We start from the raw sequence: 22,366 nt of genomic DNA on the forward strand, positions 1-22,366 counted from the left end.
GAGCAGAAGTTGTGCGAAAGGTTATTTTTCCGCTGGTCAGGGACAGATACACCCTTCGTGGACCCTCGCGCCGGTCCGCCCGGAAGATGTGCCAGAGTTGCCACGTCCCGGCCGTGAGCACGTACCGTACGGCGGACAGGCGGGACTGCCGGGACACCGGGAAGGGGCAGCTGGGTTGACCACGCACGCACCGCAGGCGATGCAGTCGGTAACGCTGCCGGCCTCGCTCGACGAGGCCGTGGCGGCTCTCGGCGCCATGCCTGCAGCCGTTCCCGTGGCCGGTGGCACGGACCTGATGTCGGCCGTCAACAAGGGGCTCCTGCGCCCCTCGGGACTGGTCGGCCTGGGCCGGATCAGCGAGCTGCGCGGCTGGCACTACCAGGACGGCCACGCCCTGCTCGGAGCCGGTCTCACCCACGCACGCATGGGGCGGCCCGACTTCGCCGCCCTCATCCCCGCACTGGCCGCCTCCGCCCGTGCCGCGGGCCCGCCCCAGATCCGCAACGCCGGCACGCTCGGCGGCAACATCGCCACCGCGGCCCCGACCGGCGACGCCCTGCCGGTGCTGGCGGCCCTGGAGGCCGAACTGGTCATCGCGGGGCCGGACGGCTCGCGCCGCGAGATCCCCGTGTCGCACCTGCTGGCCGGCCGCGAGATGCTCGGGCCCGCCGAGCTGATCGGCTTCGTCCGCGTACCGCTGCTGCACGCCCCGCAGGTCTTCCTCAAGGCGACCGGCCGCACCGGCCCCGGCCGTGCCACCGCCTCCGTCGCGATCGTCCTCGACCCGGCCCGGCGCGGGGTGCGCTGCGCGGTCGGCGCGATCGCCCCGATGCCGTTGCGCCCGCTGGAGGCCGAACGCTGGATCGCCTCCCTGATCGACTGGGACGGCGAGCGGGGCCTGGCCGCCGACGCGCTGGCCGCCTTCGGCGAGTACGTCGCCGCGGCCTGCATCCCGGACCAGGCACCACCGGACGACGGGGGAGAGGCACCGCCGCTGCCCCCGGCCGTACTCCACCTGCGGCGCACGGTCGCCGCGCTCGCCCGACGCGCGCTGGGGAGGGCACTGTCGTGAGCAATGAAGAGAACCCCGAGCAGCAGCACGGGCAGCCCGACCCGTACGGCGGCTGGCAGCCGACCCCGCAGAGCGGTGAGTACGACGCCGAGGCGACCGCCTTCGTCCACCTGCCTCCGGAGGACCTCGCCAACCTCGGGAACGACCCGCTGGCCGCGCCCGGCCAGGGCTACGTACCGCCGATGATCCTTCCGCTGACCCCGGCGGCCGGGCTGGACCCCGCCGCGACGGGCAGCTGGGTCGTGCGGACGCAGAGCCAACAGGAGCGGGCCGACCGCGAGGCGGGCACGGAGCCGGCACCGGACGCGGTCCACTGGCCGGACCCCAACCAGCAGGAGCCGTACCAGCAGCAGTACCCCGAGACCTCGCAGTACGGGCAGACGTCGTCGACGACCGCCCAGTGGAACTTCACCGAGGCCGTCCCGCCGGACACCACTCCCGCTCCGGACTCCGTTCCCGCCGAGCCTGCCGGGCACACCGGCCAGTGGACGATCCCGGTCGCCAACGGTGACCTCCCGGAGGAGTCCGGCGAGTTCGCAGCCTCGGCGCTCGCGTCCCAGTGGTACGCGGACGCGCCCCCCGCCACGCTGCCCGGCGGTGCGCCGGCGCCGTGGGCCACGCAGCCGCACGAGCCGTCGCCCGCGGACCCGGCCACGCCTTCGCCGGAGCCCGAGCAGGAGGCGGCGCACGAGGCCGCGCACGAGTCCGCCGCGCACGAGCCGGCAGCCGAGGCGGAGCACGAGGCCGCGCGGCAGGCTCCCGGGGAGGACTCCCTCGCCGGTCTGCCCGGGGCTCCGGGCAACGATCACGACGACCCCCGGGGCGCACCCGGTGAGCCCGAGGAGGCTCCCGAGCACTCCGGGGCGGCCGAGGTGCCCGACGACGCCACCACGCACGCCCCGGAGTTCGACGAGTCCGCGACGGCACTCCCGGACGCCCCCAGTGAGCACCCCGCCGCCTCGTACGTCCTGCACGTGAACGGCGTGGACCGCCCCGTCACCGACGCCTGGATCGGCGAGTCCCTCCTGTACGTGCTCCGCGAGCGCCTCGGCCTCGCCGGTGCCAAGGACGGCTGCTCGCAGGGCGAGTGCGGCGCCTGCAACGTCCAGGTGGACGGCCGCCTCGTGGCCTCCTGCCTGGTCCCCGCAGCCACCACCGCGGGCAGTGAGGTCCGTACGGTCGAGGGCCTCGCGGTCGACGGGGAGCCGTCCGACGTCCAGCGTGCCCTGGCCGAGTGCGGGGCCGTCCAGTGCGGCTTCTGCATCCCGGGGATGGCCATGACCGTCCACGACCTCCTGGAGGGCAACCACGCCCCCAGTGAGCTGGAGACGCGACAGGCACTGTGCGGCAACCTCTGCCGCTGTTCCGGCTACCGGGGCGTGCTCGACGCCGTACGCGAGGTCGTCGCAGGCCGGGAGGCGACCGCGGAAGCGGCCCACGCCGACGCCGAGGAGCCGCGGATCCCGCAGCAGGCGGCCCCCGGCGCGGGCAGCGCCCGGACACACCCCCACGAGGGAGACGCCCGGTGAGCACCGCGCCTCCCTCAGCACCGGCCACCCACACCACCCACACCTCCACCATCAGCTGCTTCCGCAGCGGGGCGAACGACAAGGAGGCGGCGTGAGCAACGACGCAGCCACCGCGACCAGCACCACCCGCACGAACCCCCCGCCGACCGAGGGAACCGGTCAGGACGAGGAAGTCCCCGCGCTCGGCCTGGGCGCGTCGCTCCCGCCCGCCGACGCCCGCGCCAAGACCGAAGGCACGTTCCCGTACGCGGCCGACCTCTGGGCGGAGGGCCTGCTGTGGGCGGCTGTGCTGCGTTCCCCGCACCCCCATGCGCGCATCCTGTCGATCGACACCTCGGCCGCCGCCGAGATGCCGGGCGTACGCGCCGTCGTCACCCATGAGGACATCCCCGGCGACGGGGCGTACGGCCGCAGTGTCGTCGACCGCCCCGTCTTCGCCTCCGAGCTGGTACGCCACCACGGCGAGTCGATCGCCGCGGTCGCCGCCGACCATCCCGACACCGCCCGCCTGGCCGCGGCGGCGATCGCCGTCGAGTACGAGGTGCTCGAACCGGTCACCGACCCGGAGAAGGCCTTCGCGGCCGAACCGCTCCACCCCGACGGCAACCTCATCCGCCACATCCCGCTGCGCTACGGCGACCCGGACACGGTGGGCGAGGTCATCGTCGAGGGCCTGTACCGCATCGGCCGTCAGGACCCCGCCCCGATCGGGGCCGAGGCCGGACTCGCGGTGCCCCGCCCCGACGGCGGCGTGGAGCTGTACACGGCGTCCACCGACCCGCACACCGACCGCGACCTCGCCGCCGCCTGCTTCGGCCTGGAGCCCGACCGGGTCAAGGTCGTCGTCACCGGCGTCCCCGGGGCGACCGGCGACCGGGAGGACCCGGGCTTCCAGATCCCGCTCGGCCTGCTCGCCCTGCGCACCGGCTGCCCGGTCAAACTGGCCGCTACGCGCGAGGAGTCCTTCCTCGGCCACGCCCACCGCCACCCGACGCTGCTGCGCTACCGCCACCACGCGGACGCCGAGGGCAGACTGGTCAAGGTCGAGGCCCAGATCCTCCTGGACGCCGGCGCGTACGCCGACTCCTCGTCCGAATCGCTGGCCGCCGCGGTGGCCTTCGCATGCGGCCCGTACGTCGTTCCGCACGCCTTCATCGAGGGCTGGGCGGTCCGTACGAACAACCCGCCCTCCGGCCATGTGCGCGGCGAGGGCGCGATGCAGGTCTGCGCGGCCTACGAGGGCCAGATGGACAAGCTGGCGGCGAAACTGGGCATCGACCCGGCCGAACTCCGCCTCCGCAACGCCCTGTCCACCGGCGACATCCTTCCCACCAGCCAGACCGTGACGTGCCCGGCCCCGGTGGCGGAACTGCTCCGCGAGGTCCGGGACTTCCCGCTCCCCGCGCTCCCGAAGGACGCCCCGGAGGACGACTGGCTGCTCCCGGGCGGCCCCGAGGGCGCGGGGGAGCCCGGAGCCGTACGCCGCGGAGTCGGCTACGCGCTCGGCATGGTCCACATGCTCGGCGCCGAGGGCACGGACGAGGTCTCCACGGCCACCGTCCGGGTCCACGACGGCGTCGCCACGGTCATCTGCGCTGCCGTCGAAACCGGCCAGGGCTTCACCACGCTCGCCCGCCAGATCGTCCAGGAGACCCTGGGCATCGAAGAGGTCCACGTGGCGGCGGTGGACACCGACCAGCCCCCCGCGGGCCCGGCGACGCACGGCCGCCACACCTGGGTCTCCGGCGGTGCGGTGGAGCGCGCGGCCAAGATGGTCCGCACCCAGCTCCTCCAGCCCCTGGCGCACAAGTTCGGCATGTCCACGGAGCTCCTCCAGATCGCCGACGGCAAGATCACCTCGTACGACGGTGTGCTCTCCACGACGGTCATGGAGGCCATGGACGGCAAGGAACTCTGGGCCACGGCCCAGTGCCGCCCGCACCCCACCGAACCCCTGGACGGTTCGGGCCAGGGAGACGCCTTCGTCGGCCTGGCGTTCTGCGCGGTCCGCGCGGTCGTCGACGTCGACATCGAGCTCGGCTCGATCCGTGTCGTCGAGATGGCGGTCGCCCAGGACGTCGGCCGGGTCCTCAACCCGTCCCAGCTGGCGACCCGTATCGAGGCCGGAGTCACCCAGGGCATCGGCGCGGCCCTCACGGAGAACCTCCGTACGGCCCGCGGCCTCATTCGTCACCCGGACCTCACGGGGTACGCGCTTCCGACGTCCCTGGACGCCCCGGACATTCGCATCGTGAAGCTGATCGAGGAACGCGACGTGGTTGCCCCCTTCGGCGCCAAAGCGGCCTCGGCGGTACCTGTGGTGACGTCCCCCGCAGCGGTGGCCGCGGCCGTCCGCGCGGCCACGGGCCGCCCGGTCAACCGCCTCCCGATCCGCCCGCAGGCGGCGGTGGCCACCCCCAAGTCCTGATCCGGCGGCGCCTGCCGTCTCAGCAGGCGCCGTCGTCGACGGTGGCGGTCAGGTCGTACTCGGGGATGGAGCCGCTGCTGCCGTCCGCTCCGGGGACGAAGATTCCGCCCTGTGCGGACTTCTCCTCCGTGACGTGCATGCAGAAGGCGGTGCCGGCGCCGTCCGCGGATATCTCGTAGTCGTGCCCGCCCCCGGCCCGTTCCACGGAGATGCGGTACGAGGGCCCCTGGCCCTCACCCGCCCTCGTGACGTCCGCCTCGATCAGCGAGGCGTAGCCGTCCGACGGGTCGCGGCGCGTCTGTGGTTCGGCGGCGAGGGACTCGGCCGCGCTCTCGGCGGCCTCCCGTACCTCGCTCGCGCTCCAGGAACCCTTGTCGATTGCGGCCTGGGCCGAACAGCCGCCGAAGACGAACACCCCGGCGACCCCGAACGCGGCGACCCGCCCGAACGCGAGCGCCCCGTCCGACGGCTGCCGCGCCGCCTGCGGCCGGGCCCGCCAGTACAGCCGGTACGGGCCGACCAGAGCGACGACGAGAAACGCCGCGGCCGTGACGAACGAGAAGACGACGACACCCATGCACGCACTCCGAACCCGGCAGGACAAGGCCCCAGATCGTACGCTCCGGCCCGGGGGCAACCGTGCGCACACAGGAACGGCCGCCCCCGCACCATGGGGGCGGCCGTTCCCTTTCGGGTTCTCCCGCTGGAGGCCGTGACCGGAATCGAACCGGTGTAACTCGAGTTGCAGTCGAGCCCCTAAACCACTCGGGCACACGGCCATGTGCCTCTTCTTCGTTCCGGTGTCGACGTTAGGCGCGGGACGCACGGGCCTCAAGGGTGTCGGCCCCGCTGCAACGCGACTGCCATACCGCGTTCATGTTCCGCGGGCGGTCCTACGACCAAGGGACGAGGGGGACCCCGCCCACCGACAGGGTCCAATTGATTGTTTGCCCCTTACTCTTGGCTCCATGAGCGCCCTGGAACCGCGTGACGCCGACGTCACGATCCCCTTCGAAGACACCGTCGACGCCGCCCCGCCGGAGGGCGTGCTGGGCCGGACCCACCGGGCGCTCAGCATCGGCATCGTCTCGGTCGTGCTGCTGATCGCCTTCGAGGCGACCGCCGTCGGCACCGCGATGCCGGTCGCCGCCCGTGAGCTGCACGGCATTCCGCTGTACGCGTTCGCGTTCTCCGCGTACTTCACGACCAGTCTCTTCGCCATGGTGCTCTCCGGGCAGTGGGCCGACCGGCGTGGACCGCTCGCGCCGCTCGCCACCGGGATCGGTGCCTTCGGGGCCGGGCTGCTGCTCTCCGGGACGGCCGGGAGCATGTGGATGTTCATCCTGGGCCGGGCCGTCCAGGGCGTCGGCGGCGGGCTCGTGATCGTGGCGCTGTACGTCGTCATCGGGCGGGCCTACCCGGAACGGATCCGCCCGGCGATCATGGCCGCGTTCTCGGCCGCCTGGATCGTCCCGTCCGTCGTCGGACCGCTCGCGTCGGGGACGGTGACCGAGCACCTGGGCTGGCGCTGGGTATTCGTCGGGATCCCGGTGCTCATCGTGCTGCCGCTGGGCCTGGCGCTGCCCGCGATTCGGCGGATGGCGGCCGGGCCCACGGACGCCGCGGCGGGGGCCGAGCCGTTCGACGGGCGGCGTATCCGGCTCGCGCTGGGGATCTCGCTGGGTGCGGGGCTGCTCCAGTTCGCCGGGCAGGAGCTGCGCTGGCTCTCGCTCGTCCCTGCCGTGGCCGGTGCCGCGCTGCTCGTACCCGCCGTGCGCGGGCTGCTGCCCCGGGGGACGATGCGGGCCGCGCGGGGGCTGCCCGCCGTGATCCTGCTGCGCGGGGTGTCGGCCGGGTCGTTCATCGCCGCCGAGTCCTTCGTACCCCTGATGCTGGTGACCCAGCGCGGGATGTCCCCGACGATGGCCGGGCTGTCGCTCGCGGCCGGGGGGCTGACATGGGCGCTCGGCTCGTACGTGCTGGCCCGGCCCCGCCTGGAGGCGCGCAGGGAGTCCCTGATGGTCGTGGGCATGGTCCTCGTCGCCGTGGCGATCGCGGCGGCGCCGACCGTGCTGATCGAGTCGGTGCCGGTCTGGATCGTGGCCGTGGCGTGGGCCGTCGGGTGCTTCGGCATGGGCATGGTGATCGCGTCGACGAGCGTGCTGCTGCTGAAGCTGTCGGCCCCGCAGGAGGCGGGCGGCAACTCCGCCGCCCTGCAGATCTCGGACGGGCTGTCGAACGTGCTGCTGCTCGCCGGCGGCGGTGCGGCGTTCGCCGCGCTCGGCGGCGGCGCGGTGGGGGCGGCCGCGCACGGTGCGGTGGGGAGCGGGACCGCCGGATCGCACCCGGGGGCGTTCGCGGCGGTGTTCCTGCCGATGGCGGGGGTTGCGCTGGTGGGGGCGTGGGTGGCCACGCGGGTGCGGACGGACGCGTAGCACCGTGGGGGAGCAGCCGCCCGGGTTCGCCAGGTGCTCGTGTTCTGTGAAGCGGGTCTCAGCCGTGCCGAACCACGGCTGATTCGTACGGGGTTCCGCGCCGCCCGCCGGTAGGGTGGCCCGGTTGTCGTATTGCTTACGAGCCGTTCCGGCCCGTAGGGACAGCACGCAAGGACAGCGCCACACGTACCCGAGTGCCCCGAACCGGAGACCGTGACTACTACCGCCTCCCACCACCTCTCACCCGCCTTTCCCGGCCGCGCCCCCTGGGGTACGGCCGGCAAGCTGCGAGCCTGGCAGCAGGGCGCCATGGAGAGGTACATCCAGGACCAGCCGCGCGACTTCCTCGCCGTCGCGACCCCCGGCGCGGGGAAGACCACCTTCGCGCTGACCCTCGCGTCATGGCTGCTGCACCACCATGTCGTGCAGCAGATCACCGTCGTCGCGCCCACCGAGCACCTCAAGAAGCAGTGGGCGGAGGCCGCGGCGCGCATAGGCATCAAGCTCGACCCCGACTACAGCGCCGGGCCCGTGAGCAAGGAGTACCACGGGGTCGCTGTCACGTACGCGGGAGTCGGCGTGCGTCCGATGCTGCACCGCAACCGGTGCGAGCAGCGCAAGACGCTCGTGATCCTCGACGAGATCCACCACGCCGGTGACTCGAAGTCCTGGGGCGAGGCGTGCCAGGAGGCGTTCGACCCGGCGACCCGGCGGCTCGCGCTCACCGGTACGCCGTTCCGGTCGGACACCAACCCGATCCCCTTCGTGGCGTACGAGGAGGGCAACGACGGCATCCGGCGGTCCTCGGCCGACTACACGTACGGCTACGGCAACGCGCTCGCCGACGGCGTCGTCCGGCCCGTGATCTTCCTCAGCTACAGCGGCAACATGCGGTGGCGCACCAAGGCCGGTGACGAGATCGCCGCCCGGCTCGGCGAGCCGATGACCAAGGACGCCATCGGGCAGGCCTGGCGCACCGCGCTGGCGCCCACCGGCGACTGGATCCCCAATGTGCTGAGCGCCGCCGACAAGCGGCTGACCGAGGTGCGCAAGGGCATTCCGGACGCGGGCGGCCTGGTCATCGCGACGGACCAGGAGTCGGCGCGCGAGTACGCCAAGATCCTCAAGCGGATCAGCGGCGAGAAGGTGACCGTCGTCCTCTCCGACGAGAAGGCCGCCTCGAAGCGGATCGACCAGTTCACCGAGGACGGCTCGCGCTGGATGGTCGCGGTGCGGATGGTGTCGGAGGGCGTCGACGTGCCGCGTCTCGCGGTCGGCGTGTACGCCACCACCATTTCGACGCCGCTCTTCTTCGCGCAGGCCGTCGGCCGTTTCGTACGGTCGCGGCGGCGCGGCGAGACCGCCTCCGTCTTCGTCCCGACGATCCCGATGCTCCTCGACTTCGCGAACGAGATGGAGGTCGAGCGCGACCACGTACTCGACAAGCCGAAGAAGGGCAGCGACGAGGAGAACCCGTTCGCCGAGGAGGACCAGCTCCTCGCGGACGCGGAGAGGCTCGAGGACGAGGAGACCGAGGAACAGCTGCCCTTCGAGGCGCTGGAGTCCGACGCGGTCTTCGACCGGGTGCTGTACGACGGTGCCGAGTTCGGCATGCAGGCGCACCCGGGCAGCGAGGAGGAGCAGGACTACCTGGGTATCCCGGGACTGCTCGAACCCGACCAGGTGCAGCTGCTCCTCCAGAAGCGGCAGACCCGGCAGATCGCGCACAGCCGCCAGAAGCCGGCCGCGGAGGCCGATCTCCTGGAGAAGGCGGCCGAGAACCGGCCCGTGGTCACGCACAAGAAGCTGCTGGAGCTGCGCAAGCAGCTCAACACGATGGTGTCGGCGTACACGCATCAGAGCGGCAAGCCGCACGGTGTGATCCACACCGAGCTGCGGCGGGTGTGCGGCGGGCCGCCGAGCGCGGAGGCGACGGCCGGGCAGATCCAGGACCGGATCAAGAAGGTCCAGGAGTGGGCCACCCGGATGCGGTGAGCGGCCGCCGGTGAGGTGAGCCGGACGGCAGGAGCGACGGCGCGGGCCGGTACGGGGGAGTGCGCCCCGTACCGGCCCGCGCCGTTCCCGTGCGCCGGCGCACGGGAACGACGTGCGTGCGCGGGAAATTTTGAAACTTTTATTCACGATGGGTTAACAACCGTTCACGTGTGGTGTACGGAGCGTCGCGTCGACGTCACCCGACTTGAACGCGCGTAGATGTTCGCGTTCCGGACGGTTCCGCGCTGACCGGCGGTTATGTCATCGCGTTTTTGGGAGCGCCCGGATTCTGGACGAGGGCTTCCGCTGAGCGGACCCGGTCGCTAATGTCCCCGAAACATGAAACGCCCCGTGGCAGCGTGGCCGCGGAGCGCAGCCGGTGCCATGGCCAGTCGGCGGCCTCTCCGTGCGTCGCCGCTGGGACTGGCGTCTCACTTCCGGGAGAACCGCCCCGCTCACCAAGAGGGAGAGGGCGTCGTGACCGCGGAGACTTCTCAGACGCTCGACCGGGGACTGCGTGTCCTCAAGCTGCTCGCCGATACCGACCACGGTCTGACCGTCACCGAGTTGTCCAACAAACTCGGCGTCAACCGCACCGTGGTCTACCGACTGCTCGCCACTCTGGAACAGCACGCGCTCGTCCGCCGTGATCTGGGTGGCCGGGCCAGAGTCGGCCTGGGCGTGCTGCGCCTGGGCCGCCAGGTGCATCCGCTCGTCAGGGAGGCGGCACTGCCCGCGCTGCGTTCCCTGGCCGAGGACATAGGGGCAACCGCCCACCTCACACTCGTCGACGGGGCCGATGCGCTCGCGGTCGCGGTCGTCGAACCGACCTGGACCGACTACCACGTCGCCTACCGGGCCGGCTTCCGCCACGCACTGGACAGGGGCGCCGCGGGCCGGGCGATTCTCACCGCCCGGCAGAAGACGGTCGCCGACCATCCCGGCTACACCCTCACCCACGGCGAGCTCGAAGCCGGCGCCTGCGGCGCCGCCGCGCCGCTCGTCGGGGTGTCCGGGGTGGAAGGCAGTGTGGGTGTGGTCATGCTCGCCGACGCCGTACCGGAGAGGGTCGGCCCGCGCGTGCTCGACGCGGCCCGGGAGGTCGCGGACGCGCTGCGCTGAAAGCGCGTGGGGACTGCGCGCGGGGACGGGGAGACCCGGCCCCCCGCGCAGTCCTGCGGAACAGGGGGCGTGCGGCGGCGGATAGATTGGGCTGGTGCTCCTTCGTCTCTCGCGCCCCCGCATCCTCGCCCTCTGCGCGCTGCCGGTCCTCGCCCTGTTCGGTACGGCCGCCTTCGCGCCGCTGCCGTTCACCCTGGCGCAGCCCGGGACGACCGCGGACGTCCTCGGGGACGACCAGGGGAAGCCGGTCATCACGATCAAGGGTGCGCCGACCCGCGCCACCGACGGCGAGCTGCGGATGACGACCATCGTCGCCACCGGGCCGGAGGCCGACGTCGGGATCGGTGACGTGGTCGACAGCTGGTTCAGGACGGACCGCGCGGTCATGCCCCGCGACTCCGTCTACCCGACCGGCGGTTCCGAGAAGGAGATCGAGCAGCACAATCTCCAGGACATGGAGGAGTCGCAGGACGTCGCCGTCGACGCGGCCCTGAAGTACCTCGGCAAGGCCCCCGGTTCGGTCGACATCACCCTGCACCTCGCGGACGTCGGCGGCCCCAGCGCGGGCCTGTTCTTCTCGCTCGGCATCATCGACAAGCTCGCGGGCGACGGCTCCGGCGGCGACCTGACCGGTGGCCGTACCGTCGCCGGTACGGGGACGATCGAGGCCAACGGCGCGGTCGGTGCTGTCGGCGGGGTCTCCCTGAAGACGCAGGCAGCCCGGCGTGACGGTGCGACCGTCTTCCTCGTGCCCAGGGCGGAGTGCAAGGAAGCGAAGGCGGAGCAGCCGAAGGGCCTGCGGCTGATCCCCGTCACGACACTGAAGAACGCGGTGTCCTCGCTGAAGGCTCTGGAGCAGGGGGACAAGGTCCCGAGCTGCTGACCGGCTCCCCGGGCCCCTCCATGGTGCGCCAGGCCGGGAACACCAGAGGGCTCAGCGTCGCCAGGAAGTACACCCCGCCCATCGCCAGCAGCGCACCCGTCGCTCCCATGCCCTCGACCAGCAGGCCCGCCACGAGGCCGCCCACCGGCATGGCGAGCTCGCAGCCCGCGGTGAGGGCGCCGGACACCCGGCTGCGCAGTTCCTGGGGGACGCGTTCGTACGTCATCGTCGTCAGGATCGGGTTGAGCATGCCGCCCGCGACACCGCCCAGCGCCATGGTGACCGCCAGTGGAAGTGTCGTCCCGGTCAGCGCGGCGACCAGGAACCTCGGCGCCCCGCACAGCATCACGCACACCGTGAACACGGCCCGCCGCGAGAAGCGGTGCCCCACCGCCCCGTACAGCAGAGCGCCCGTGAGGCCGCCGGCGCCGAAGAGTGCGGTGAGCAGCCCGAGATCGGTGGCCCCGCCCAGCTCGCCCTCCGCGTGCACGGGCAGCAGGACGGCGTTCCATCCCTGGTCCGTGCCGTTCATGAACATCACCATGACGACCACGGCGAGCAGCAGCCGGTTGCCGAGCAGGTAGGTGTAGCCCTCGCGGAGTTCGGCGCGGTACGTACGCAGCGAGACGGGGGCCGCGGCCTTGTGGGGCTCGGCCGCGCCGACCCCTCGTACGCCGGCTGCGACCAGAAGTGCGGACAGTGCGAAGGTCGCCGCGTCCAGCAGGAGCACGGTCTCGGCTCCGACGACCGCGATCAGTACGCCCGCGAGCGCCGCGCCGACCATGCGGGCGCCGCGCGACACCGCGTCGAAGAGGCTGGCGGCGCGGGCGAGCGTGGTGCCCGCGTGCTCGGCGAGATCGGGTACGAGGACGTAGCGCGCCGTGTTGCCGGGTGTGTGGGCCAGCCCGTTCAGCGCCATCAGCGCGCACAGCATCCAGAATTCGAGTGCGCCCGCGTAGTGCAGCAGCGGGATCGTGGCGATGGCCGCGCCGCAGACCGTGTCGGAGGCGACGGCGACCCGGCGCCGGCCGATCCGGTCGATGACGGGCCCGCCGATCAGCGCGGCGACGACGATCGGCAGGGTCGCGCAGAAGGCGACGACGCCGGCCCGGCCGGCGCTTCCGGTGGTCTCCAGGACGAACCACGGGACCCCGATGAGGGTCAGCGAAGTGCCTGCTGTGGATATGGAGTTGGCCGCCAGGACGGCGGCGAGCGGGATGCGGTCCCGCGCCTGCTGCCCCCCGTCCACGTCAGGCCGTTCGCGCGGCGCGTGCCGGGGGAGGCGTGCTCTGGGCCAGCCGGAGGCCGAGCTCGACCATCGTCCAGCCCATCCGGTGGCGCAGTCCGGGGCGTACGGGGGAGAAATCGGCCGCGGCGCGGTGGAGTTCGGCGGCGCGGTAGGTGTGGAGCAGACGGTGGATGTCGTTGTGCATGACGGTGATCCCCTCAGTCGGTGGGGCGCGGGAACACATGCAGGTGGGTGCGGACCACGGCCGAACCCTCGGTGCCCTCGGGGACGCGGCCCCGGTAGCTGTTCACCAGCTCCTGCATCTTCTCCGCGAGCTCCACGGAGAGTTCAGGGGTGAGGCGCAGCTTGAAGTCGCTCATGTCGAACGCCTGGCGCCACTCCTCGGGCCATTCGTGCATCGTCCCGAGCCAGGTGTTCAGTTCCTGGGCATGTGTGGTCGCCACCTCGTGGAGCACGACTCCGATGGCTCCGCGCACCTCGGGGTCCGGGTGCTGCAGGAAGTTCTCCGAGCGCCCGAAGACCGTGCCTGTGTGGACGGCCTTCCACCACCGCTCGCGCCCCTTGCCGCGCTCCGGGTCGTCCTCGACGAAGCCGTAGGACGCGAGCTGGCGCAGGTGGTAGCTGGTGGCGCCGCTCGATTCGCCGAGCCGGTCGGCGAGACCGGAGGCGGTGGCGGGACCGAACTCCCTCAGGGTGTTCAGCAGCCGGATGCGCAGGGGGTGGGCGAGGCCGCGCAGGGTGCGGGTGTCGACGTGGTGGATCTTCAGGTCGTCGGCGTACGGGACCGGGCGCTCTTCTGGCTCGTTCGGTGGCATGGCACGACCATAGAGTTGCAAAGACTGCTTTGCAACACATTTTTTGCAACGACTTCTTTGGAAGTTCTGGCGCCCTGCTCAGCCCACCCGGATGAACCCCTCCTCCACCAGCCAGTCCAAGGCCACCTCGTGCGGGTCCTGCCCGTCCACGTCGACCTTGGAGTTGAGCTCCTGCGCGAGCTGCGTCGTCAGCAACTCGGTCACCGGGGCCAGCAGCCCGGCGATCTCCGGGTACTTCTTCAGGGTCGCCGTGTGGATGGCGGGGGCCGCGTTGTAGTTGGGGAAGAACTGCTTGTCGTCCTCCATGACGTCCAGATTCATCGCCTTGATGCGGCCGTCTGTGGTGTATACCTCGCCGAGCAGGCAGGAGTCGGACTCGGACACCTGGGTGTAGATGATCCCGGCGTCCATCTTCTTGATGTTCGCGGCCGGCAGGTTCATCCCGTACAGCTTCTGCATGCCGGGCAGCCCGTCGTCGCGGGAGGCGAACTCGTTCTCGACGCAGACCGTGACGGCCTTCGGGTCCTTCTTCGCGAGTGCGGCCACGTCCGACAGGGTCTTCAGGTGGTACTTGGCGTTGTTCTTCTTGCTGATGGCCAGGGCGTACGTGTTGTCGAGCGTGGACGGCGGGAGCCAGGTCACCCCGTTGCCCTTGTCCTCGTCGCGGACGACCTCCCACTGCTTCTGCGGGTCGACGACCGGCTTGGCGTGGCCGAGATAGGTGATCCACGCCGTGCCCGTGTAGTCGTACAGGGCATCGGCCTCGCCCTTGACGACCGCCTCGCGCGCGCTGATCGACCCCGGCAGGTTCGTCCGGTCCAGCACCTCGGCGCCGGCCGCCTTGAAGATCAGGCCCATGATCTGCCCGAGGATGATGTTCTCGCTGAAGTTCTTCGAGGTCACGGTCAGCGACGCGCCCCTGAGCGGCTGCCCCTTCCCGACCGATCCCGGTTCCACCTCGTCCACCAGCGGCGAACCGCTCTTCAGCCCGCACCCCGTGAGCAGCAGGGCGAGCGCGGCGGCCGATGCCAGGCCCGTACGTACCCTCACGCTTCCTCCAGTCCGCGCGGTGTGAGCCACAGTTCGACCAGCGAGGCCAGCCAGTCCACCAGCAGTGCCAGCACCACCGTCAGAACGGAACCGAGGATCAGCACGGGCATGCGCTGCGTCTGGATCCCCGAGGTGATCAGGTCGCCGAGTCCGCCGCCGCCCCCGAAGGTGGCCAGGGTCGCCGTGCCCACGTTGAGCACCAGGGCCGTCCGTACGCCCGCCAGGATCAGCGGGACGGCGAGCGGCAGCTCGACCCGGGTCAGCGTCCCCATGGGCGACATCCCGATGCCCCGGGACGCCTCGACGAGCGTCGGTTCGATCCCCTTCAGGCCGGCCACCGTGTTGGAGAGCACCGGCAGCACCGCGTAGATCACCATCCCGACGATCGCCGTGGACGGGCCGATGCCCAGCCAGATCACCAGCAGTGCCAGCAGCCCGATCGCGGGGGTCGCCTGGCCGATGTTGGCGAGGACCGTGACCCCGGGGGCCGCCTTGTTCAGGCCGCGCCGGGTCAGCGCGATACCGAGGGGGATGGCGATGATCAGCACCCAGAAGGTGGAGATCGCGGTCAGTCTGACGTGCTGCCACCAGCGCACTTCGACGATGTCGCCGGCCAGCGAGTTCTCCGCGATCGAGTCGAGGTCGACGTTGGTGATCCACAGGTACGTCGCCACGAGGACGACCGCGCAGACGGCCGGTACCACCACGAGCTTCTGCCAGGTGATCCGGCGGGCCGGTCGGGGCGGCGCGGGGGAGGGCTCCGCCTCCTCGTCACGAAAGGCGTTGCCGCGCACATCCTGCTCCCCGGGCGGCGGTGTTCCCTCGGGGGGTGCCTGACGACTGGGGGTCATAGCCCGCTGCCACCCCCCTCCAGCTCCTGCTCGGTCCGATGGACCCGCAGGTGCTCCAGATCGTGCTGGTGCTCCATCGCGGTGAGCCGGTCGGCCTCCAGGAGCTCCTGCACGGAATTCATCAGCGTCTGCATGTCGACGACGCCGATGAACTCCCCGCGCCGCCCCGTCACGGCGACCCGCCCGCTGCTGTCGGTCAGCACGGCCTCCAGCGCGTCGTGGAGCGTCGCGTCCCGGGTCACGGTGTCGTGCACCAGCTGCCCGGCCCGGGCCAGCGAGCCCTTGGCCCGCATCAGGTCGCCGCGCCGCAGCCACTTGTACGGGCGGTTCCTGCGGTCCAGCATCAGCAGCTCGTTGTGCCCGCCGTCGCGCAGCTTGTCGAAGATCGACTGGAGCGGGTCCTCGACGGTCACCGTCGGGAAGTCGGCGATCCCGACATCCCGTACACGGGTGAGGTTGAGCCTCTTCAACGCCGCGCCCGCCCCCACGAACCCGGACACGAAGTCGTCCGTCGGATTGGTGAGGATGGCCTCCGGGGTGTCGAACTGGGCGATGTGCGAACGCTCCCGCAGCACCGCGATCCGGTCGCCCAGCTTGATCGCCTCGTCGAAGTCGTGCGTGACGAAGACGATCGTCTTGTGCAGCTCGTGCTGGAGCCGGATCAGCTCGTCCTGGAGGTGATCGCGGGTGATGGGGTCGACCGCGCCGAACGGCTCGTCCATCAGCAGCACCGGCGGGTCCGCGGCCAGTGCCCGCGCCACGCCGACCCTCTGCTGCTGGCCGCCGGAGAGCTGGCGTGGATAGCGCCCGTGGAACTCCCGCGGATCGAGACCGACCAGGTCGAGCATCTCCTCGACCCGGTTCTTCACCCCGGACTTCGACCAGCCGGTCATCTTCGGTACGAGGGCGATGTTCTCCGCGACCGTCATGTGCGGGAAGAGCCCGGAGGACTGGATCGCGTAGCCGATCTTGCGCCGCAGCTTCACCCCGTCCATGTCCGTGACGTCCTCGTCGTTGATCCTGATCCGCCCGGACGTCGGCTCGATCAGCCGGTTGATCATCTTCAGCGTCGTGGACTTCCCGCAGCCGGAGGGCCCCACGAGGATCACGGTCTCGCCGGCCTTGATGTCCATGGAGACGTTGTCGACGGCCGGAGCGGGGCTGCCGGGATAGGACTTGGTGAGGTTCTCCAGCCGGATGGTGGCACCCGAGGTGGTGGTGCCGGACGCGGGAGTCCCCGTCGGTCCGGTGCCGGTGACGGTTTCAGACACGGATCCCCCTCGGGATGGTGAGCCGTCCGAGCAGGACGTACGCGGCGTCGAAGAGCAGGGCGAGGATGACGATGCCGAGCGTGCCCGAGAGGACCTGGTTGATCGCGTTGGCACTGCCCAGCGAGGCGAGACCGCGGAAGATCTCGTTGCCGAGGCCGGGACCCGAGGCGTACGCGGCGATGGCGGCGATGCCCATCAGCATCTGGGTGGAGACCCGGATCCCGGTGAGGATCGGCGGCCAGGCGAGCGGCAGTTCCACTCGGCACAGCTGCGCCGTACGTGACATCCCGATGCCCTTCGCCGCGTCGACGAGGGCCGGGTCCACGCCCCGGAGTCCGACGATGGAGTTGCGGACGACGGGCAGTAGCCCGTACAGGGTCAGGATGATCACGGTCGGCGGGACCCCGAGGCCGACCAGCGGGATCAGCAGGCCGATCGCCGCGAGCGACGGGATCGTGAGGATCATGGCCGTCGACGTGACGGCCAGCGACCCGCCCCAGCTGCTCCGGTAGCTGACCACGCCGATCAGGACGCCGAGCAACGTGGCGATGACCATGCACTGGAAGACGGCGCTGACGTGCTGGAACGCGTCGGTGAGCAGCTGCTGGTGCCGGGTGCTCACGTACTCCCAGAAGTTCACATGTCGCTCCTCGGATCAGTCGGTGTCCTGTGCAGCCTGCTCGACGAGCGGGAGAATACGCAGCGGGACCGGGTTTTCCATGACGATGGCCGTGGACGCCCGGACAATGCCATCCAAACCGACAACCCGGTCGATCACCCGCTGGAGATCGGCGTTGGAACGGGCGACGAGCCGGCAGAGCATGTCCCCGTGCCCGGTGGTGGTGTGCAGTTCGAGCACCTCGGGCACGCCACTCAAATGGGCCCGCACATCGGCACCTTGGCCCTGCCTGATCTCCAGCGTGGCGAACGCGGTCACGGGGTAGCCGAGCGCCGCCGGGTCGACGTCGGGGCCGAAGCTCCGGATGACGCCATTCGACTGAAGGCGGTCCAGCCGCGCCTGCACGGTCCCGCGCGCCACCCCGAGCCGCCGTGAGGCCTCCAGTACACCGATACGGGGCTCACGGGCCAGCAGCACGATGAGCCGGCCGTCCAGATGATCGATCGCCATGATCCGCCTCCTGATGGGCACCCTGTACGGATAGCCCGCTCATCATCGCCATCCGCTGTACAGATTGACCAGCGAATACGCGAACTGTTGCGCACCTTGCGAAGCGGCGGGAACCTTCGGACATGACTGAGACTCTGCACACCACGCCCGACACCGCCCGGCAGGCCGATCCCTTCCCGGTCAAGGGAATGGACGCGGTGGTCTTCGCCGTGGGCAACGCCAAGCAGGCGGCGCACTACTACTCGACCGCCTTCGGCATGAAGCTCGTCGCCTACTCCGGACCGGAGAACGGCAGCCGCGAGACCGCGAGTTACGTCTTGACCAACGGTTCCGCCCGCTTCGTCCTCACCTCCGTCATCAAGGCGTCCACCGAGTGGGGCACCTTCCTCACCGACCACGTGAACGCCCACGGCGACGGCGTGGTCGACCTCGCGATCGAGGTCCCCGACGCCCGCGCCGCGTACGCGTACGCGGTCGAGCACGGTGCGCAGGGCATCACCGAGCCGTACGAGCTGAAGGACGAGCACGGCACGGTCGTCCTGGCCGCCATCGCCACGTACGGAAAGACCCGCCACACGCTGGTCGACCGCTCCGGCTACGACGGCCCGTACCTGCCCGGCTTCACCGCGGCGGCCCCGATCGTCGAGCCGGCCGCCAAGCGCACCTTCCAGGCCATCGACCACTGCGTCGGCAACGTCGAGCTCGGCCGGATGAACGAGTGGGTGGCGTTCTACAACAAGGTCATGGGCTTCACCAACATGAAGGAGTTCGTGGGCGACGACATCGCCACCGAGTACTCCGCCCTGATGTCGAAGGTCGTCGCCGACGGCACGCTGAAGGTGAAGTTCCCGATCAACGAGCCGGCGATCGCGAAGAAGAAGTCGCAGATCGACGAGTACCTGGAGTTCTACGGCGGCGCGGGCGTCCAGCACATCGCGCTCGCCACGAACGACATCGTCGCCTCCGTGAAGGCTATGCGGGCGGCCGGCGTGCAGTTCCTGGACACTCCGGACTCCTACTACGACACCCTCGGCGAGTGGGCGGGCGAGACCCGGGTCCCCGTGGAGACGCTGCGCGAGCTCAAGATCCTGGTCGACCGCGACGAGGACGGCTACCTGCTGCAGATCTTCACCAAGCCGGTCCAGGACCGTCCGACGGTCTTCTTCGAGATGATCGAGCGCCATGGCTCGATGGGCTTCGGCAAGGGCAACTTCAAGGCGCTGTTCGAGGCGATCGAGCGCGAGCAGGAGAAGCGCGGCAACCTCTGATCCACCGAGCGACGGCGGGGCCTTCCGGCAGTCGGAGGGCCCCGTCGGCCGCGTGGTGCCGCATGCGGCCGACGGGGACACGCGCGGGCCGGGGGTCCTTGATCGTGCTGATCGGGTGAGGTAGGGGCGCGGCGGGAGTTGTCCCGGCCGGGCGTGGGACGGATGAGGGAGCCGCGACGTCGCGGCCTGCGGCCGAGCGCGCCGCAGCTTCCGACGGGAGCCCCCACTCGATGAACCGCCTCACCGCGTCCGTCTCCGCCGCTGCAGTGGCGGCCGGCGCCTCCCTCGCCCTGCTCGCCCCCTCCGCCGTGGGCGCGGCGGCAGCGAACGTCGTACAGCAGGTCAGGGCCGTCGACCTGGGACCGTGGAAGCCCTGGCTCCGGCTCCAGGACGACCAGGGCAACGTGAACAGACCGCCCGGCGTCCAGGAGGTCTCGCCCTTCGCCGACCCGGTCCGGTTCAACGGCAGCCTTCACCTCTCGATCGCGGGCGGGCAGCAGGCCCAGGCCGCGCACTACACGGCCCAGATCCCGCTGAGCACCGTCGCGGCCGCCGAGCTGTCCTACGACTCCTACGTGAAGACGGTGGAGGGGGGCGCCACCGGCACCGCGGTGAACCTCCAGCTCCCCATGATCTGCCGGGGCGCCTTCACCACGCTCAGCTTCCAGCCGCAGCTCGCCACCGACAGCCGGGGCCGCGCCGGTGTGGTGCCGGACACCTGGCAGCACTTCGAGTCCACCGGCGCCTCGCTCTGGCGCACCTCACGGGCGCTGCCGACGGACCCCGCGCTGCCCGCCGGATCCGACGCGCCGCTGAGCACCTACGCCGCCGGGTGCGACGCAACCGGTGACGGGGTCATCGGCCTCGTCGCCAACGCCGGCAGGCTCGGTGACGTCAAAGCCTCGCTCGACACCTACGTGGACAACCTCACCGCGAACGGAACCACGTACGACTTCGCCGCCGAAGGGCTCGCCCAGGGCCGCATCGTGCTGAACAGGGGCAACCAGGACCGGCCCTGCCACCACACGAGCCAGCCCTGCCCGCGCACGCGGGGCGGCACGGCGAGCGGCTTCGTCTCCTTCACCGACCCGGCGGACGGCCCCGGCTACCGGGGCGTCGGCACCCGCCTGGTCTTCTCGAACGGCCGGGCACTCGCCCCTGAAGCCCTCACCGTGACGGCGAACGGCCGGCCCCTCACCCTCACCGCAGGTCCGGGCGGGACGCTCACCGGGGTCGTGCCGCGCACGCCGAGGGCCGACCTGAACCCGGGCGGCACCTACCGCACCGCGCTCGTCGTCACCCACCGCGACCACCCGTGGAGTGACGGCCGTGACGGCGGTACGGGCGGGCGCGACGGTCTGAAGGTCAGGGCCGAACTCCTGGCCACGGGTGACGAGCCCCTCCGGCCGACCGGTGTGATCACCAGCACCACGGTGCGGTGACGCCTTCGTGCCACTGAGCGCGAGAACGGGGCGCGGAGCCGGTGAGAACCGGCTCCGCGCCCCGTTCGTGACCCCCGACGGCTAGGGGTGCGGGGAGGACGCTGCCGTCCCTGGGGAGGCGGAGGGCGCGGGCCTCGCCGGCACCTGTCGCTGTGCGGGAGCCGGTTCGGGCTTCGAGGCCTCGGGTTCCGACGCCTCGCTCATTGATGTCCCGCCCTTCGCGGCTTCGGACGTGGGGGATTCGGGCTTCGCCGGTTCGGGTTTCGCCGGTTCCGGCTCGGGGACCGGTTCGGGGTCCGGCTGCATGTCCGCCGGCCCGCCCGGAGCCGGTTCGCCCAGGGAGTCCAGGGCGGCCTGCGCCAGGGGAGCGGCCAGCGGGGAGAACACCGGGTTCGTACGGACGGACTCCTCCAGATGGATGCGGGCCGGGCCGTTCTGGGAGAGGGCGCTCTCGATGACACCCAGGTGGTACGTGTACGAGGCGTTCCGTACGCCCGTTTCCACCGCCTGCTCCGCGTACTGCAGTGCCTCCTCCGACCGGCCCGCACGGTGCAGCGCCCAGCCGAGTGCGTCCGCCGCCGCCGAGCTGCGGTGCAGGGCCGACCACTCGGCGCGCATCAGCTCCACGGCCGCCGCCGGGTCGCCGTGGTCGGCCTCGAAGCGGGCCTCGGTCAGGGACTCGTTCACACCGGCCGCCTTCGCCTGCGCGAGCAGCTTGCGGAGCTCCGTGTACTGGGTGCGGGCGTCGCCGTCCAGGCTCATGGACTCGTACAGCTCGCCCAGTTCGAGCACGTACTCGGGGCGGGGCAGCTTCGTCGTCACCGTCTGGTAGTCGGCCAGCGCCTCGTCCGTGCGGTCCAGGGCCACCAGGGCGCGTGCCCGGCCCGCGCGGGAGGCCAGGTGGTTGCCGTCGGTGCGCAGGGCAGCCTCGTACTGGGCGACGGCCTCCGCGGGCTCGCCCCGCTCCCAGGCCAGGTCGCCGAGGCGGTGCAGGGCCTCGGCCTTCTCCGCGGGGGCGGTGGCGCGGTCCGCCGCTTCCTGGGCGGTGGCCAGGGCGTCCTCGCGCCAGCCCTGGCCGCGGTACATCTCGGCGGTCCTGGCGAGTGCGGGAACGCCCTTGCGCAGCGAACCGAACTTCTCCGTGGCCCTGTTCGCGGCCGCGTACTCGCCGAGGCCGTTGTACGCGTCGATCAGGACCGGGTAGGCCGTCCAGTTCTTCGGCTGCCGGGCCCGTACCGTCTCGCCCCACTTCTTCGCGGCGAGGTAGTCGTGCCGTGCGTTGGCGAGCGCTCCCAGCCCCACCCAGGCCTCCGCGTTGCCGCGTTCACCGGGCTGCGCGGCCAGTGAGCGCTGCAGGGCCTGCTCGGCCCGCGTGTAGTACGCCGCGTCCGCGGAACGCCGGCCCCATTCCACGTACGCCGTACCGAGCACCGCCCAGGACGGTGCGTCGGAGGGATGCGTGTCCACCCACTCCTGCCGGTCCCCGATCAGCGCCGTGAGGTCGGAGAGGGACGCCGGGGAGCCGGCCGCCGCCGCTGCCTCCGCCCGGGCGACGGGTCCGGGCAGGGGCGGCCCCGCCTCCTGGTCGCCGTCCGGTACGGCGACCACCGCGCCGGCCACGAGGACGGCGCCCGCCACCGCACCGAACGCCGCCCTGCGCAGTGTCGTGCGCATCGACGTGGGCGGCGGTGGCACGGCCGTCGCGCCCTCCGGCGGCAGGTGGGAGGGGGGTGACTCCGGATTCTGCTGCGGCATGGCATCCATGCGCCTCACTCTGCGTCAGTGCGAAGATCACATCGCGCTGCGCGATCGCTGGCGCAGACGGGT

At 71.6% G+C, this 22,366-nt stretch carries 19 protein-coding genes and 1 tRNA gene; 9 read left to right on the forward strand and 11 right to left on the reverse strand.

Translation table 11 applies throughout. The annotated features are described in order from the left end of the window. The first annotated feature begins 175 nt into the window (after window positions 1-175). The 3 genes from OG257_RS23750 (at window position 176) to OG257_RS23760 (ending at window position 5,029) form a co-directional block, all read left to right on the forward strand. Window positions 176-1,072, forward strand: a complete 897-nt coding sequence (locus tag OG257_RS23750) for an FAD binding domain-containing protein (RefSeq protein WP_329210503.1) — start codon at window positions 176-178, stop codon at window positions 1,070-1,072. Next, window positions 1,069-2,601 carry a 2Fe-2S iron-sulfur cluster-binding protein gene (locus tag OG257_RS23755; protein ID WP_329210505.1) on the forward strand — a complete coding sequence of 511 codons (1,533 nt, stop codon included), beginning with the start codon at window positions 1,069-1,071 and terminating at the stop codon, window positions 2,599-2,601. The genes OG257_RS23750 and OG257_RS23755 overlap by 4 nt, the downstream gene beginning before the upstream one ends. Window positions 2,602-2,692: 91 nt before the next feature. Then, window positions 2,693-5,029 (forward strand): xanthine dehydrogenase family protein molybdopterin-binding subunit, encoded by a 2,337-nt coding sequence (locus OG257_RS23760; RefSeq protein ID WP_329210506.1) that lies wholly within the window; start codon window positions 2,693-2,695, stop codon window positions 5,027-5,029. 19 nt (window positions 5,030-5,048) lie between these two features. Here OG257_RS23760 and OG257_RS23765 read toward each other — a convergent pair whose 3' ends face one another. Then, a complete protein-coding gene (locus tag OG257_RS23765; RefSeq protein WP_329210508.1) occupies window positions 5,049-5,606 on the reverse strand; it encodes a hypothetical protein in 558 nt (185 codons plus the stop codon). 127 nt (window positions 5,607-5,733) lie between these two features. Beyond that, window positions 5,734-5,808: transfer RNA gene (locus OG257_RS23770), tRNA-Cys, on the reverse strand. 189 nt (window positions 5,809-5,997) lie between these two features. Here OG257_RS23770 and OG257_RS23775 point away from each other — a divergent pair. From OG257_RS23775 to OG257_RS23790, 4 genes are all read left to right on the forward strand, one after another. Further along, a complete protein-coding gene (locus OG257_RS23775; RefSeq protein WP_329210510.1) occupies window positions 5,998-7,464 on the forward strand; it encodes an MFS transporter in 1,467 nt (488 codons plus the stop codon). Window positions 7,465-7,677: 213 nt separating this feature from the next. Next, on the forward strand, window positions 7,678-9,459 hold the full coding sequence (locus tag OG257_RS23780) for a DEAD/DEAH box helicase (protein WP_329210512.1): 1,782 nt from the start codon (window positions 7,678-7,680) through the stop codon (window positions 9,457-9,459). 477 nt (window positions 9,460-9,936) lie between these two features. Beyond that, window positions 9,937-10,581 (forward strand): IclR family transcriptional regulator, encoded by a 645-nt coding sequence (locus tag OG257_RS23785; RefSeq protein WP_069173008.1) that lies wholly within the window; start codon window positions 9,937-9,939, stop codon window positions 10,579-10,581. 94 nt (window positions 10,582-10,675) lie between these two features. Beyond that, a complete protein-coding gene (locus tag OG257_RS23790) occupies window positions 10,676-11,464 on the forward strand; it encodes a S16 family serine protease (RefSeq protein WP_329210516.1) in 789 nt (262 codons plus the stop codon). Here the strand turns inward: OG257_RS23790 and OG257_RS23795 are convergent. From OG257_RS23795 to OG257_RS23830, 8 genes are all read right to left on the reverse strand, one after another. After that, a complete protein-coding gene (locus OG257_RS23795; protein WP_329210517.1) occupies window positions 11,394-12,713 on the reverse strand; it encodes an MFS transporter in 1,320 nt (439 codons plus the stop codon). The two genes, OG257_RS23790 and OG257_RS23795, sit on opposite strands and share 71 nt — an antisense overlap. 1 nt (window position 12,714) lies before the next feature. Then, a complete protein-coding gene (locus OG257_RS23800; RefSeq protein ID WP_329210519.1) occupies window positions 12,715-12,897 on the reverse strand; it encodes a hypothetical protein in 183 nt (60 codons plus the stop codon). 13 nt (window positions 12,898-12,910) lie between these two features. Then, window positions 12,911-13,528 carry an ArsR/SmtB family transcription factor gene (locus OG257_RS23805; RefSeq protein ID WP_329210520.1) on the reverse strand — a complete coding sequence of 206 codons (618 nt, stop codon included), beginning with the start codon at window positions 13,526-13,528 and terminating at the stop codon, window positions 12,911-12,913. A 78-nt stretch (window positions 13,529-13,606) separates the two neighbouring features. Continuing rightward, window positions 13,607-14,578, reverse strand: coding sequence for a glycine betaine ABC transporter substrate-binding protein (locus OG257_RS23810; RefSeq protein ID WP_329210522.1), 972 nt, complete (start codon window positions 14,576-14,578; stop codon window positions 13,607-13,609). After that, window positions 14,575-15,429, reverse strand: coding sequence for an ABC transporter permease (locus OG257_RS23815; protein ID WP_329210523.1), 855 nt, complete (start codon window positions 15,427-15,429; stop codon window positions 14,575-14,577). The genes OG257_RS23810 and OG257_RS23815 overlap by 4 nt, the downstream gene beginning before the upstream one ends. Then, on the reverse strand, window positions 15,426-16,700 hold the full coding sequence (locus OG257_RS23820; protein ID WP_329210525.1) for an ABC transporter ATP-binding protein: 1,275 nt from the start codon (window positions 16,698-16,700) through the stop codon (window positions 15,426-15,428). Before OG257_RS23820 ends, OG257_RS23815 begins: the two co-directional genes overlap by 4 nt. Then, window positions 16,693-17,340 carry an ABC transporter permease gene (locus tag OG257_RS23825; RefSeq protein WP_329210527.1) on the reverse strand — a complete coding sequence of 216 codons (648 nt, stop codon included), beginning with the start codon at window positions 17,338-17,340 and terminating at the stop codon, window positions 16,693-16,695. The genes OG257_RS23820 and OG257_RS23825 overlap by 8 nt, the downstream gene beginning before the upstream one ends. Window positions 17,341-17,355: 15 nt before the next feature. Beyond that, complete coding sequence (locus tag OG257_RS23830) at window positions 17,356-17,829, reverse strand: Lrp/AsnC family transcriptional regulator (protein ID WP_329210529.1); 474 nt, start codon at window positions 17,827-17,829, stop codon at window positions 17,356-17,358. Window positions 17,830-17,951: 122 nt separating this feature from the next. Between OG257_RS23830 and hppD the strand changes: the two genes are divergently transcribed. Both hppD and OG257_RS23840 read left to right on the forward strand, forming a co-directional pair. Beyond that, a complete protein-coding gene (gene hppD, locus OG257_RS23835) occupies window positions 17,952-19,097 on the forward strand; it encodes a 4-hydroxyphenylpyruvate dioxygenase (RefSeq protein WP_329210531.1) in 1,146 nt (381 codons plus the stop codon). 230 nt (window positions 19,098-19,327) lie between these two features. Next, a complete protein-coding gene (locus OG257_RS23840; RefSeq protein WP_329210533.1) occupies window positions 19,328-20,539 on the forward strand; it encodes a hypothetical protein in 1,212 nt (403 codons plus the stop codon). Window positions 20,540-20,620: 81 nt separating this feature from the next. Here OG257_RS23840 and OG257_RS23845 read toward each other — a convergent pair whose 3' ends face one another. Then, entirely contained in the window at window positions 20,621-22,303 is a 1,683-nt protein-coding gene (locus OG257_RS23845) for a tetratricopeptide repeat protein (RefSeq protein ID WP_329210535.1), read from the reverse strand. Between the last annotated feature and the right edge of the window lie 63 nt (window positions 22,304-22,366).

The organism is Streptomyces sp. NBC_00683 (assembly GCF_036226745.1).
Classification (GTDB): domain Bacteria; phylum Actinomycetota; class Actinomycetes; order Streptomycetales; family Streptomycetaceae; genus Streptomyces.